Raw genomic sequence first — 13,086 nt, forward strand, 5'->3', positions numbered from 1 at the left:
AATCCCCCGTAGAGTCGGTCAAGAGTATTTTTACGTCGAGGGTAAGATTCACCCATGAGTGTTCACCGCCATGACTCCGCAGGCTCAGCGGACTCCGCCGCTTACGCCGGCGCCGCCGACGCCGCCGACGCCTCGGCCGCCACCGTCATCGCCGAACTGGGCCTGCGCGAGACGAAGAAGATGGAGACGCGGCAGCTCATCTCCGACCACGCGACCAGGCTCTTCCTGGAGCGCGGCTTCGAGCAGACCACCATCGCCGACGTCGCCACGGCCGCCCGCGTCTCCAAGAAGACGGTCACCAACTACTTCCCGCGCAAGGAGGACCTGGCCCTCGACCGCCACGAGGCGTTCACCGGGGGCCTGGCCCGCGCCGTCGCCGAACGCGCCCCGGGCGAGGACCCGTTCAGCGCCCTCAGCCGCACCTTCCGTGCCGCGCTCCTCGCCCACGACCCGGTCGTGGGCTTCACCGGCCCCGCCTTCGCCCGCATGGCCGCGGACAGCCCCACCCTCATCGCCCGCGTGCGCGAACTGCACGAACAGCGCGAGGAAGCCCTCGCCGACGCCCTCGCCGCGCTCGCCCCCGACACCGCGCCCGCCATCGCGCCCCGGGCCGCCGCCGCCCTCATCGCCGGCGCGGACCGCCTGGTGTACCGCCGCGTCCAGGAGCTCACCCTCGCCGGGCACACCGACGACGAGATCGAGGCCGTGCTGGTCCCCGAGGCCAACCACCTGCACGCCCTGCTGGGCGCGGCCCTCGCCGGTGACCCGGCCACCTCGGCCTGAGTCCGGCACCAGCGGGGGTGGGTGGCGCCCGGGCCCGCCGTTCGAGCGCCCCCCACGCCTCCGCACGCCCCCTCCCCGGGGATGACCGCGGGGCGTCGGCACCCCGACCATGAACTGCCGTGCGCCACCGCGTCGTTGTCAGCTCGTCGCCGCATCGACGACAGGCCGGCGGCGCCCGGTCCACGTCACCACCACCGCACGGAACAACCCGCACGGATCAACCCGCACGGCACGACCGCAGGGAAAAACCCTCACGTACCGCCAACCGCCGTACCGCCAACCGCCGTACCGACATCCGCCGTACCGATATGGGGGCACCGCATGGGCAGACGCTGGCTGATCACGGGATGTTCGTCGGGCCTCGGGCAGGCACTCGCCCGGGCCGCCGCAGCCGCCGGGGACGACCTCGTGGTCACCGCGCGCAAGACCGCCGACCTCGCCGACCTGGCCGCCGAGTGGCCCGGCCGGATCACTCCCGTAGCGCTCGAGCTGCGCGACCCGGACTCCTGTGAGGAGGCGGTGCGCACTGCGGTCCAAACGCTCGGCGGCATCGACGTACTGGTCAACAACGCGGCGGTCGGGCTCTTCGGCGCGGTCGAGGAGGTCGCCGACGACGAGCTGCGCGACCAGCTGGACACCCTGGTCACGGGCCCCTGGCGGCTGATCCGCCTGGTCCTGCCGGTGATGCGCGCGCAGGGCCACGGGCACGTGCTCAACGTCTCGTCCATCGTGGGCCGCATGGCCCTCCCCGGCCTCGGCGCCTACGTGGCGGGCAAGCACGCGCTGGAGGGCATGAGCCAGGCCCTCGCCATCGAGGCCGCGCCGCACAACATCCGCGTCACGGTCATCCAGCCGGGCATGTACGCGACCCGCTACAGCAGTTCCACCACCCGGACCCGGGCCCGCGTCCCCGCCTACGACGCGACCAACCTCGAGTGCCTCGAAGGCATCCGGGGCATGGCCGACAACCCCGACTGCGGCCAGGCGGAGGACTTCGCGCCCCGCGTCCTCGCCATCGTCGCCACCGAGGGCCCGCTGCCGTTGCGCATCCCCGTCGGGGACGACGCGTACGCCTATCTGGAGGCGGACGAGGAGGCGTACCAGGAGGAGTTCGCGACCGCCCGCGCGCTGGCGCAGCAGACTCCCCCGTACACGCCTCCCCACACGCCCCCGAGCGCACCACCAGCCACGGCTCCGGCCGAACCGCCGCAGACGCGGGAGCCGGACCCGGATCCCGTCTGACCACCACTACGGAACGACCACTAGGGAACGACCACTAGGGAACGACCACTACGGAACGATCGCCACGGATCGACCGCCACGGATCAATCGCCACGGTTCGATCACCACGCAACGAGGTCCGGCGCAAATCCGGGTGAAAGAGGCTCACTCGCCCGCAGAGGCGCGGATGTTGTTCGCTACGACGCGCCGCTGACGTGCGCTGGAGTGATCCATTAGCGTAATGATCATGATTGCTCTAGTGGCTCATGATGAGCGGAAGACGGCCTTGCTGGAATGGGCGGAAGAGCATCGGCTCGCTCTGAAGCGCGAAAAGGTCGTGGCCACGGGGACGACCGCACGCCTCTTGCGGGAGCGATTAGGCCTACAAGTGACGGCAGTGGCCTCCGGTCCGGAGGGAGGGGACCAACAGATCGGAGCCCTGATCACCACCGGGGAAGTGTCAGCGTTGGTCTTCTTCTGGGACCCGTTGTGGGCAGCCCCTCACGCCGCCGACGTGCACGCGCTGCTCCGCATCGCCACACTGCACAACATCCCGGTGGCCACGAACACGGCCGGCGCCGATGTCATGGCGGCGGTGGGCTTCCCCCGGCTCGACCGGGCAGCCTGAGACCTGTCCCGCGTACTCGGCCGCACCGGGCCCGGCACTCCCGATGGCGACGACTCCCTGCCCACGCGGAAAGGGCCTGGCGCGGCACCTCGGGGGAGGGGTGCCGCGCCAGGTGGTCAGCTCGCGACGGGGCGCACCGCGACCGCCGGCAGCTGGTTCAGGCAGCTCGGGTCACCCGGCTTGCCCGTGCGGACGAACTGCGAGGTGAAGCCGGTCACGCAGCGGCTGAGCTCCAGCTCGGGGACGTGGCCGACGTTCGGCACGGAGAAGAACCGGGCGCCGCGGAACTGCTCGGCGGCCTTGCGCCCGCTGGAGTCCGGGGTGTTGGAGTCGAGGTCGCCCGAGACCACGAGGACCGGGACGCGCGGCAGCTTCGGGTCGGTCTTCTGCGGCTCGGGGGTGTTCTCGCGCGGCCAGCCGATGCAGACGTCACCGCCGTCCGTGGTGCCCTCGGTGAAGCCCTTCGCGCTGAACGCGCCGTGCTCGCCGGGGCGTACGGACGCCAGCGCCCGGCCGTACTGCTTCCAGCGCTCGGCGATCGACGCGTGCTTCGACCAGGGCCTGCGGTAGTCGTTGCAGACGACCGCGATGTACGGCGCCTGGTCCGCCTTGCTGCCCGACGCGCCCTCGTCCTCGACGAGCTTCCGCAGCGGGGCGGGGTCCTTCGCGACGAACTGGTGCAGGGCGTACGGGAGTTCCCGGATCAGCGCCTCGTCCTCGCCGCCGAGTCCGATGCCGCCGCTGGCGGCCTCGAAGAGGAGGTTGGCGAGCTTGGCCTCGTCGAAGCGCTTCTTGTAGGTGGTGCCCTCCACGGTCTTGATCGTGACGTTCATGGGCTCGGCTCGCAGCATGCGGGCGGTGGTGGCCAGGTCGTTCACGGTCCGCTCGCCGTCGCAGGAGCCGCTGCGCGCGCAGATCCGCTTGAGGGTGAGCGACACGGCCTGCGCGCTGGGGCGCGCCAGGGGGTCGAACTTCAGCGGGTAGGCGCCGGAGAGCACGATGTCGCGGACGTGCTCCGGGTGCCGGGAGGCGTACACGGGCATGAGGTAGGTGCCGTACGAGAGCCCGTACAGGCTGAGCTTGTCGACGCCGAGCTTGGCCCGCACCGCGTCGAAGTCGTCGGCGGTGGCGGCGGAGGTGAGGCCGGCGGCCCTGGGGCCGAGGTTCCTGCCGCACTTCTCGACGGCGGCGCGCTGCTGGGCGCGGGTGCCGAAGCGGTACTCGGCGTCGGTGACCCCGCAGGTGAGGCGCCCGGACTCGCCGGTGCCGCGCGGGTCGACGAGCAGCAGGTCGTGGTCCTTGAGCAGGTCCTCGTACCCCCAGGCCCAGAGCTGCGCCTTGTCGATCGGGGTCTCGCCGGGGCCGCCGGGGTTGAAGAGGACGGTGCCCTTGGCGGGTCCTGGGGCGGTGTGGCGGATGACGAGGTAGCTGACCTTGACGGTGCCGAGTCCGGGTCTGCCCTTCACCAGGGGGCGGTCGACGCTGCCGCAGTCGGTCCGGTGGCCCTCCACCGCGCACCAGGCGGGGGCGGCGGAGGAGGTGCGCGCGTGCGGTGCGGCTCCGGTGGCGGCGTTCGCGGTGGCGCCGGCGGGGAGGGCGGTGGCGAGGACCGCCATCAGACCGACGGCGAGCCCGGCACGCCGCGCCCTGCCCGTCCCCGCCACCGCACTCTCGGCCGAACCCGAACCCGAACTCGCACCCGCACCCGCACCCGTGTACGTCATCGCCCTGCCCTCCACCCCGAGCCCGCTGGGCCCCTCGCTGTTGCCGCTGTGCGGGGTGTCCCCCGCTGCGATCACCACAGTGGCGGGTGCGTTTCAGAGGAACGGCAGGGCAATGACAAAGGCGGGTAAGAAGCACCCAAGGGTTCTGTGAGCGGGGGCCCCGGGCCGTGGGCAGTGGCAGAGGCCCGGAACGGCCCCGCCGTCACGCCGCCCGGTCGGCCACCAGCTTCTCGTACCCCGCGAGGCGTACACAGACGGTGACGCCGTGGGCCGTGCGCAGGAGGTCCTCCAGGTCCGGGTACGACGGCGCGATGCGGATGACGCTGTCGGTCGGGTCGTCGCCGTACGGGTGCGTGGCGCCGGCGGGGGTGAGCGCGATGCCCGCCTCTCCCGCGAGGCGTACGACTTCGCGGGCGCAGCCCTCCAGGACGTCGAGGGAGATGAAGTAGCCGCCCTTGGGGTCCGTCCACGCGGCCAGGCCCGTACCGCCGAGCTGGTCGTCGAAGACGCGGCGCACCGCGTCGAACTTCGGGCGCAGGATGTCCCGGTGGGCGCGCATGTGCGCGCGCAGGCCGTCGGCGTCCTCCAGGAACAGCACGTGCCGGAGCTGGTTGACCTTGTCCGGGCCGATGGAGCGCTTGCCGCTGTAGTGGCGCAGCCAGGCGACGTTGGCGGGCGAGCCGCCGAAGAAGGCGACGCCCGCGCCCGCGTGGGTGATCTTCGAGGTGGAGCCGAAGACGAAGGCCCGGTCCGGGTGGCCGGCCTCGGCGCACGCTGTGAGGACGTCGGCGACCTGTACCTCCTCGTCGGTGAGGTGGTGCACGGAGTACGCGTCGTCCCAGAAGAGGCGGAAGTCGGGGGCGGCGGTGGGCATGGCGGCGAGGCGGCGGACGGTCTCGTCGCTGTAGGTGGTGCCGTCGGGGTTGCTGTACTTGGGGACGCACCACATGCCCTTGATGCCCGCGTCCGTGCGCACCAGCTCCTCGACGACGTCCATGTCTGGGCCGTCGGGGGTGAGCGGGACGGGGATCATCTCGATGCCGAAGCGCTCGCAGACGCCGAAGTGGCGGTCGTACCCGGGCACGGGGCACAGGAACGCGACGCGCTCCTCGTCGGCCCAGCGACGCGGGGAGCCGGGCAGCGGGACGGTCGTGCCGAGGTAGGCGTGGACGACGGTGTCGTGCATGAGCTCCAGGCTGGAGTTGCCGACGGCGAGCAGCTGGTCGACGGGGACGCGCAGGAACGGGCTGAAGATCTCGCGCAGTTCGCGCAGGCCGAGCGGGGCACCGTAGTTGCGCACGTCGGTGCCGTCGGCGGAGGTGTGGTGGGCGCCGGGGAGGGAGAGCAGGGGCGTGGAGAGGTCGAGCTGGCGGGCCGACGGCTTGCCGCGGGTGAGGTCCAGGTGGAGTCCCTGGGCGCGGAGTTCGGCGTAGTCCCTGCGGGCCTGTTCGAGGTGGTCGGCGAGGGCCTGGGGGTCGGCGGTGGTGCTCATCGGTGAGGGCTCTCCGTTCCTGCTGTTCCGGCGTGTCCGGCTGGTCCTGCTCTGGCGGGTGTCACGTGCGCACTGCGGGTCGGTACGGGTCGGCTGTTCGTGCGCTCCTGCCACGGGATGGCGGTGTTGATGCGCTGGCCTGCGGCTTTGTCGTGAAGGTCACGCGCGGTGGGCGGGCCGCGCTCACGATATGCGCGGCGGAACCGGTGGGACGACTGGATTCCGGAGACCCCTGTCCGGCTCGACGGCCCCGTCGCGCCGCCGCTGGACGACTTCGACATTCCCCCTTGCGCCACTGCAAGTGAAGTACTACGGTTTAACCACTGCACAAGAAGTGGTCACGAAAGTGGCCCTTCGCCGAGCCTGACGAGGAGTCCGGTATGCGAGCTCGCCACCACAACAGCCAGCGCGGCAACGCCTTCGCCCACATGAACCGCAAGACGTTCCAGCCGCCCCAGCCCCGCAACCAGCAGCCCCGCCCCCGCCCGCTCCCCAAGCCCGGCAACAAGCGGTGAGCACTGACCCCACACCCGACGAGAACCCGGCCGCAGCGCACGCAGCGGCCGGGTTCTTCCGTGTGGGCCTCCCGTGAACGCCATGGAGGAAGCCCTGAAGGAAGCTGTGAAGGGATGTGGCCGGAAGTCGTCGGTGGTGGTTAGCAGTGTTAACCTCGCGGACGTGACCAGCGACCCCCCTGTCCGCCGCCGGACCGGCACCCACCACGGCGACCTGCGCAACGCACTGCAGCAGGCCGCTCTGGAGCTCGTCGGCGAGCGCGGACCGTACGGCTTCACGCTCGCCGAGGCGTGCCGCCGGGCCGGGGTGAGCGTGGCGGCCCCCTACAAGCACTTCGCCGACCGCGACGCGCTGCTCGCCTCGCTCGCGGTACGGGGGTACGAGGAGCAGCGGCGCCGCTACCGGGCAGCGCTGGCCGGTCACGGCGACCCGATCGCCCAGCTCACGGCCTTCGCCGGGGCGTACGTACGCTTCGCGGCCGAGGAGCGGGCGCTCTTCGAGATCACCTTCCTGGCCGGTCTCGACAAGGGCCGCCACCCCGGGCTCGCGACGGCGGGCGGCTCGCTCACCGAGGACCTGCTGCCGGTGGCGAACCGGATCACGGGCGAGCCTGGCTCGGCGTTCGACCTGCTGGTCCGGGTGGCCGCCGCCGCCCACGGTCAGGCGCTCTTCCTGCTCCAGGAGATGATGCCGGGCCCGAAGAACACGCTCGCCTGGGCCGAGGAGCAGGCCGTGCGCACCGCGCGCGAACTGGCCACCGCCGCCGTCGCCGGTGGCTCGAACCAGATGTGGGTACGGTGAGTTGAGTACTCCGTGAGTCGACGCACCGACCCAGACCGCCCGCACCCGCGACCCGCGTCGCGCAGACGGCGCTTCCCTTGACAGGGCCACGCAACCATACTGGTCAGGCCCCCGCCCCCGCACAGATCGACTCCATGGCCAAGAACACCACTTCCGCGAACCCCGTCCCCGACACCGCCTGGCTGGCGCGCGGGCGGCACCTGGGTCCCGAGCCCGAGCGGGACGTGCGGCGCAACCTGATCGCCCTCAAGGCGGCCGGGGTGGTCGACGACTTCCTGGAGCTGGAGCCCGCCGAGGCGGCCCGCTCGACGGTGCTGCACCCGCGCGACGAGTCCGCCGATCCCGGCCCCAGCGCCCGCCGCGTCTTCGAGGCGCGCTGGCAGCCGACCGAGGGCATCACCGTGCGCGGCCAGCTGACCACGTACGACCCCGGGGGCCGCCGCAAGTCCGACGACGCGGTCAGCTGGACCCTGGTCGCCGAGGCCGAGCGCGCCTGGGACCTGGAGTGGGCCTCGCCCGCCACCGTGTTCTGGCCGGACACCGAGACGGTCCTGTGGGACCACGACGCGACCGGGGACGTCTGGCTGCGGGCGGCGAACATGCTGCCCGAGGACGACGACGAGCTCCGGCGCCACCTGCGCGACTGCGCCCGCGACAGCTGGTTCCTGCACGTGGTCGTGCACGAGGCGATGACGCCGGACGCGGTCGGCCAGTGGACCCTGACCCGCTTCCTGCCGCCGGGCCTGCGCCACCGGGTGGTCGAGCACCGCGCCTCGCCGCAGCAGGCGCAGATCGCGGACTTCGCGGTGAAGCGCGAGTTCGACGTACGGCTGCCGCGCGGCGGCGCCGTCGTACTGCCGGTCGTCCCGGGACAGCAGGGCTACGAGGCCGAGCGCTTCACGCTGCGCAGCGTCTTCCTCGACGGCTCGGAGCCGGTCGAGCTGACCTCCGCGATCAAGGAGCTGGCCGCGCTGCCGCGCCCGCTGGGCCCGGAGGCGGAGGCGGCGCTGACCCGGCTGCGCCAGGGCTGGCACCTGCTGACCCCGGACGAGGAGCTGGTCCACGCGCAGCAGATGGTCTCCCGGTACGCGGAGGCCCTGGACGCGATGACGAAGTCCCGGGACCTGTACAAGGACGCCGCCGACGCCGCCCAGGCGGCCCTGGCCGAGGCCGGCGGCGGCGACGCGGCCCCGGCGGCACCGCTGCCCGGGGGCTCGGAGCGGCCGGACGCGTCGCCGCTGGGCGGCCTGACGAAGGCGTTCGGGAAGCTGTGGGGGCCGGGGAGCAAGTAGCGGCCGGGGGGACGCCCCCGACCACCCGCTCCCCCGGCCTCGTACGCCGTGATCCGTACTACTGATCTGTACTTCGATCCGTACTACTGATCCCTACTACGCCTTCCGCACCCGCAGCACGCTCCCGTCCAGGGGCAGCGGGGAGACGTCCACGAGGGTGAGGCCCGCGTCGCGGAACAGCTCCGCGTAGTGGTCGGCCCCGCGCTCCATGCCGCCGACGTTGCACATCATGTGCAGGTCCCAGGCGGTGGCCAGGGAGGTGGAGCCGTCGGCGGGCAGCACCCGCTCGATGACGAGCAGCTCGGCGTGCGCGGGCATCGCCCGGGCGCAGTGGCCCAGGATCTCGCGGCACCGGGCGTCGTCCCAGTCGTGCAGGACGCGCGACAGCACGTACACGTCGCCGTCCCCGGGCACGTCGGCGAAGTCCCCGACGCGGAACGCGCAGCGCTCGCCGACGCCGGCCCGGCCGAGGTTCTCGCGGGCCGCCTCGACCACGTGGGCGCGCTCCAGGAGGACGCCGTGCAGGCCGGGGTGTTCGGCGAGGATCCGGCCGAGGAGTTCGCCGTTGCCACCCGCGATGTCGACGACCGTGCCGCCGGAGGCGCTCCCGGCCGCCTCCCTGAGGGCCGGGTGGAGCGGGACCGGGTCGAACATCCGGGCCCCCGCGGCCATGGACCGGTCGAAGAGCGGGGCGAGTTCGGGGTCCTGGGCGAAGTGGTCGAAGTGGTTGGTGCCGAAGACGTGGTCGAAGGCGACCTCGCCGGTGCGCACGGTGTGGTCGAGCCCGGCGAAGGACTCGTAGAACGGGCCTCCGTACATCAGGGCGAGCGGACGCATCGACCCGTCCGCGTCGGTGCGCAGCAGGGCGCCCTGCTCGGTGAGGCGGAAGCCGTCGGCGCCCTCGCGCACCAGGCCGAGCATCGTGAGGTAGCGCAGCAGGGTGGCCAGGTTGCGCGGCACCAGGCCGGTGCCGAGCGCCAGTTCGTCGGCGTGGGTGCCCTTGGTGGTGTCCATCGCGTCGGGCACGCCGAGCCGGGCGAACGCGGCGACGGCCTGGGTGGTCCACGCCCCGGTCATCAGGCGCAGCAGCGTTTCTGCAGGCTGCTGGCGGCGGTGTGCGGCGAGGTGGTCGGCCAGGGCGTCGCGGTGGTCGCCGGGGACGTACAGCTCCACGCGCCGGTAGTCGGAGCGGGCGGAGTCGTGGACGGCGAAGTAGAAGACGGTGCCGTTCTCGTGCGGGTTGTAGCCGCCGCCGTCGGGGGCGGCGCCGTACCGGACGAAGGCGGTGCACAGGCCGCGCAGGGCCAGCGGGTCGGGGCGTACGACCTCGAAGGCGACGTGCGCCTCGTGCTGGCGCTCCCGCTCGTGCGCGGCGAGGGCTTCGAGGTCGGCACCGGACGGACCGCTGACGGCGAACACCTCCACCGCGCACGGCGTGCCGTCGGCGCCGGTGACGCGGGGCCGCAGGATGCGGACGTCGAGTTCGGCGGCGCGCAGCCGGTGGCGCAGCGCGAGGCGTTCGCGTACGACGACGCTGGGCTGCGGCGGCACGTCGGTGACGAGTCCGCACTCGTCGAGCAGGGCGTGCAGCGCGGGCTCGTCCGCGGGGAAGACGAGGAGCGCGGCGTGCGCGAACCGGCAGTGCTCCGCGACGGACCGCAGTTCGGGCCCCGCGAGTCCGGGCAGCAGCTGGCGGAGCAGGGTGGCGGTGTCCTGCTCCCTGACAAAGTCGACCGTGGCGCGCAGGGAACAGGCGTCGGTGGACAGCGTCTTCATCATCGCGTGGGGCCTCATTCGTGCATGTCGGTGCAGAGGGTGGGGTGCGAAGGGTGGGGCGGTGGAGACGTGCGGCGCCGGGGCACGCGGTCGCGGGGACCCGGCGCGGGGCGTGCGGGCACCGTCCGTTGGCGGAACGCACGGACGGGGCGGGGAGGGGAAGCGGGAGAGGGGACGGGGCACCCGTCCGGGATCGCCCGGCGGGTCAGACTCCTACGTAGTGTTCGGCGAACCAGTCCTGTTCGGCGCGGGAGTCGCGCAGTGAGGCGAGGTCGGCGCGCGGCCAGCCCCGGGGCGGTGCGGGGGCCGGGTCGCGGCCTTCGGGGCCGTGCAGCAGGTCGATCATCCAGCGGGAGAAGGCCTGGGCCCGGTGGATGTACGGCAGGCAGCGCTCGGAGTAGGTGTCCAGGCCGCGCGGGTCGGCGCGCAGGAGGTCGTCGGCCAGGGCGCCGGCGAGGAGTTCGGCCTCCAGGATCGCGAGGTTGGCGCCCTTGGCGGCGGACGGGCTGAGCAGGCTGGCCGCGTCGCCGGCGAGCAGCAGGGAGCCGTGGCGCAGCGGTTCCAGCAGGTCGGACTGGAGGTCGACGACGGTGCGCTGGATGACCGGGCCCCGGTGCAGGGGGCCGTACTTCTGGGCTCCCATCCGCAGGTCGAGTTCCTCCCAGATCCGTTCCTCGGACCAGGCGTCGGCGGGGGTGCCGCGCTCGCACTGGAGGTAGTAGCGGGTGGTGGTGGCGGTGCGGGCCATGTGGCCGGCGAAGCCGCGCGGGTGGACGGCGTACCCGACGGCGTCGAGGCTGGGCGGCGCCTCGACGAGCAGCCCGAGCCAGCTGACCTGGTGGTCGCGGTGCTGGTAGCGGGTGGTGGGCGGCAGCGCGGTACGGGCGGCGCCGTGGCGGCCGTCGCACCCGGCGACGTACCGTGCGCGCCACCGGGTGGTGGTGCCGTCGCCCTCGCGTACGGACACGGAGGGGCGTTCGCCGTCGGCGTCGTGGACGGCGAGGGCCTCGGCGCCGAACCGCACCTGTCCGCCGGAGTCGAGGAACTGCGCCAACAGGTCGGTGACCAGGTGCTGCTGAGGGTAGACGGTGTGCTGTTCGCCGAGGCCGAGCCCGCTGTAGTCGAGCCGGAAGCGGCCCTCCTCGGTGCGGAACTCGCAGGTGTGGTGGGTGTGCCCGCGCTCGTGGAGCCCGGCGGACAGCCCGTGCCGGTCGAGGACGCGTACGGAGTTGGCGGCGAGGAACCCGGCCCGGGCGCGGGTCTGCACGTGCTCGCGGTCGGCGCGCTCCAGGACGACGCAGTCGACGCCGTCGCGCCGCAGGAGGTTGGCCAGCACGAGTCCGGCGGGCCCCGCTCCGAGGATCACCACGTCGGCCGTCCGCTCGTCCATCCCGCGCTCCTCGCTCTCCCCGCTCATCCCTTGTGTCACGGGAGCAGACTCTAGACGGCAGAAAGCGCGTTCCATTCCCCATGTAACCCGAACGCACGCAGGGCGAGTTGGGACCGCGTACGACCCGTTCGAGAGAACGCGGCTGGCAGGGCGCTGATCTGCGGCACCCTCCTTGCCGATCATCGAAAACATGATCGTGTTCACGGAAGGGTGGACGCCCGTGTTGACGCCCCGGCGGGTACGGGGGCGGTGGGCCCCTTCGACTGTCAGACGATGGGTAAACGTTTCGACAGTTCACGGCGCATCACGACGCAACAAGATCGGAATTGTCACTCTGCGACCACGGGGGCGGCGGAGCACGGGACCCGGGGTCAGCGGGGCCTGGGCCCCGGGGACCCGCACCTCCGGACTGCTGGTCCACGTGGGCCCGGAGAGCGGCATCAGTGTGAAAGCCGTCGGTCGCCTCAGTCACGAACCGCTCACCGCGTGGGAGCGCGCCGGTAGCCCCACCCCTCCCCTACGAAAGGTGCCGGAGCACACGGACCACGACTGCGCCGCGCGCCACCCCGGCTCAGGTGGTGCGGTCGGCGAGGAGCAGGGCGAGAGGCCCGGCGGGGAGGAGGAACCGGCCCTGGTCGGCGGCGGCGAGGGCATCGCCCATGGACCACCAGGACAGCTTGAAGTCCTGCTCGGTCGGGGTGAGTTCCTGTGGTCCCAGGGTGAGGTCCTGGGCCTCGTAGAGGTGGATGCGGGCGGTGGATTCCAACGTGATCGCGTAGGCGCCCAGGCGCCGCCAGCGCGCGGCCGTGATCCCGGCCTCCTCGCGCAGCTCACGCTCTGCACACTCCTGCGGGCTCTCGTCGTCCTCGCGGCGTCCGCCGGGCAGGAACAGGAACTCGCCGTCGTGACGGGGGAAGTAGGCGCTCAGCAGCGCGATCTGGCCATCGTGATCGCGGGCCACCACCACGGCTGCGTCGCGGGCCGGGCCTCGCCCGCGCTGGGCGTTCGGATCGGTCATGACGCGCGAGCGTAGCGGCGGCGGCTACCGCAGCCAGACCGCGTAGGGCACGTTCATCACAACGGGGTGGGCGATTCCTCTGCCGTGGAACCCGTCGTCGCCGTAGGCGTCTCCGTGGTCGGCGCACAGGATGATCAGCCAGGGTCGCCCGGTGTCGAGCGAGGTGATCAGCCTCGATCGGCGGGCGTCGTGGCCCGGCACCCCGGCGCCGGACCCCCGCGGGCTCCCGTCCGCCCTCAGCGGGGAAGCCCGGCCGAGTCGACGAGGCGTAGAAGGGACCCAGGCCGCTGGACGCGCGCGTGCCGCCGCCGACGTGGAGCCGCGCCGCCCGGGGCCCGATCGACGTCCGCACGCCACGCGTCGAGACGCTCACCCTGAGCCCGGGTAGGCCCACCCGGAAGCCGAAGCCCGCCGTCAGCCCTTCTTCCAGCGGTTCCTGCCGTCC

At 72.7% G+C, this 13,086-nt stretch carries 12 protein-coding genes; 6 read left to right on the forward strand and 6 right to left on the reverse strand.

Annotation, left to right across the window (positions count from 1 at the left end; genetic code table 11):
* Nucleotides 1-156: 156 nt before the first annotated feature.
* From ABT160_RS16330 to ABT160_RS16340, 3 genes are all read left to right on the forward strand, one after another.
* Entirely contained in the window at nt 157-783 is a 627-nt protein-coding gene (locus tag ABT160_RS16330) for a TetR/AcrR family transcriptional regulator (RefSeq protein WP_351648115.1), read from the forward strand.
* A gap of 321 nt (nt 784-1,104) precedes the next feature.
* Nucleotides 1,105-2,025 carry an SDR family oxidoreductase gene (locus ABT160_RS16335; protein WP_351648012.1) on the forward strand — a complete coding sequence of 307 codons (921 nt, stop codon included), beginning with the start codon at nt 1,105-1,107 and terminating at the stop codon, nt 2,023-2,025.
* A 220-nt stretch (nt 2,026-2,245) separates the two neighbouring features.
* Nucleotides 2,246-2,632: a methylglyoxal synthase gene (locus ABT160_RS16340; RefSeq protein ID WP_351648014.1), complete on the forward strand. Its 387-nt coding sequence runs from the start codon at nt 2,246-2,248 to the stop codon at nt 2,630-2,632.
* 116 nt (nt 2,633-2,748) lie between these two features.
* Here the strand turns inward: ABT160_RS16340 and ABT160_RS16345 are convergent, their stop codons facing one another.
* Together ABT160_RS16345 and ABT160_RS16350 are read right to left on the reverse strand one after the other, a co-directional pair.
* Entirely contained in the window at nt 2,749-4,431 is a 1,683-nt protein-coding gene (locus tag ABT160_RS16345) for an alpha/beta fold hydrolase (protein WP_351648016.1), read from the reverse strand.
* Nucleotides 4,432-4,558: 127 nt separating this feature from the next.
* Nucleotides 4,559-5,848: an aspartate aminotransferase type Ic gene (locus ABT160_RS16350; RefSeq protein ID WP_351648017.1), complete on the reverse strand. Its 1,290-nt coding sequence runs from the start codon at nt 5,846-5,848 to the stop codon at nt 4,559-4,561.
* 380 nt (nt 5,849-6,228) lie between these two features.
* Here ABT160_RS16350 and ABT160_RS16355 point away from each other — a divergent pair, with 380 nt between their 5' ends.
* From ABT160_RS16355 to ABT160_RS16365, 3 genes are all read left to right on the forward strand, one after another.
* Nucleotides 6,229-6,363 carry a hypothetical protein gene (locus ABT160_RS16355; protein WP_351648019.1) on the forward strand — a complete coding sequence of 45 codons (135 nt, stop codon included), beginning with the start codon at nt 6,229-6,231 and terminating at the stop codon, nt 6,361-6,363.
* A 163-nt stretch (nt 6,364-6,526) separates the two neighbouring features.
* A complete protein-coding gene (locus tag ABT160_RS16360) occupies nt 6,527-7,165 on the forward strand; it encodes a TetR/AcrR family transcriptional regulator (protein WP_351648021.1) in 639 nt (212 codons plus the stop codon).
* A gap of 134 nt (nt 7,166-7,299) precedes the next feature.
* Nucleotides 7,300-8,457 (forward strand): hypothetical protein, encoded by a 1,158-nt coding sequence (locus ABT160_RS16365; protein ID WP_351648023.1) that lies wholly within the window; start codon nt 7,300-7,302, stop codon nt 8,455-8,457.
* 96 nt (nt 8,458-8,553) lie between these two features.
* On the opposite strand, the gene ABT160_RS16370 is transcribed toward ABT160_RS16365, so the two are convergent.
* The 4 genes from ABT160_RS16370 to ABT160_RS16385 form a co-directional block, all read right to left on the reverse strand.
* Nucleotides 8,554-10,236, reverse strand: a complete 1,683-nt coding sequence (locus tag ABT160_RS16370) for a methyltransferase (RefSeq protein ID WP_351648025.1) — start codon at nt 10,234-10,236, stop codon at nt 8,554-8,556.
* A gap of 202 nt (nt 10,237-10,438) precedes the next feature.
* Nucleotides 10,439-11,623, reverse strand: coding sequence for a 4-hydroxybenzoate 3-monooxygenase (locus tag ABT160_RS16375; protein ID WP_351648027.1), 1,185 nt, complete (start codon nt 11,621-11,623; stop codon nt 10,439-10,441).
* Between the two features lie 571 nt (nt 11,624-12,194).
* A complete protein-coding gene (locus ABT160_RS16380; RefSeq protein ID WP_351648029.1) occupies nt 12,195-12,641 on the reverse strand; it encodes an NUDIX hydrolase in 447 nt (148 codons plus the stop codon).
* A gap of 24 nt (nt 12,642-12,665) precedes the next feature.
* Nucleotides 12,666-12,842: a hypothetical protein gene (locus ABT160_RS16385; protein ID WP_351648031.1), complete on the reverse strand. Its 177-nt coding sequence runs from the start codon at nt 12,840-12,842 to the stop codon at nt 12,666-12,668.
* Between the last annotated feature and the right edge of the window lie 244 nt (nt 12,843-13,086).

Origin of the sequence: Streptomyces sp. NPDC001941, from assembly GCF_040296945.1 — a bacterium.
Classification (GTDB): domain Bacteria; phylum Actinomycetota; class Actinomycetes; order Streptomycetales; family Streptomycetaceae; genus Streptomyces.

Coding starts and splice junctions, on each gene's coding strand:
- ABT160_RS16335 (WP_351648012.1), top strand. CDS start 1,105: ATGGGCAGACGCTGGCTGATCACGGGATGTTCGTCGGGCCTCGGGCAG.
- ABT160_RS16340 (WP_351648014.1), top strand. CDS start 2,246: ATGATCATGATTGCTCTAGTGGCTCATGATGAGCGGAAGACGGCCTTG.
- ABT160_RS16350 (WP_351648017.1), bottom strand. CDS start 5,848: ATGAGCACCACCGCCGACCCCCAGGCCCTCGCCGACCACCTCGAACAG.
- ABT160_RS16355 (WP_351648019.1), top strand. CDS start 6,229: ATGCGAGCTCGCCACCACAACAGCCAGCGCGGCAACGCCTTCGCCCAC.
- ABT160_RS16365 (WP_351648023.1), top strand. CDS start 7,300: ATGGCCAAGAACACCACTTCCGCGAACCCCGTCCCCGACACCGCCTGG.
- ABT160_RS16370 (WP_351648025.1), bottom strand. CDS start 10,236: ATGATGAAGACGCTGTCCACCGACGCCTGTTCCCTGCGCGCCACGGTC.
- ABT160_RS16375 (WP_351648027.1), bottom strand. CDS start 11,623: ATGGACGAGCGGACGGCCGACGTGGTGATCCTCGGAGCGGGGCCCGCC.
- ABT160_RS16380 (WP_351648029.1), bottom strand. CDS start 12,641: ATGACCGATCCGAACGCCCAGCGCGGGCGAGGCCCGGCCCGCGACGCA.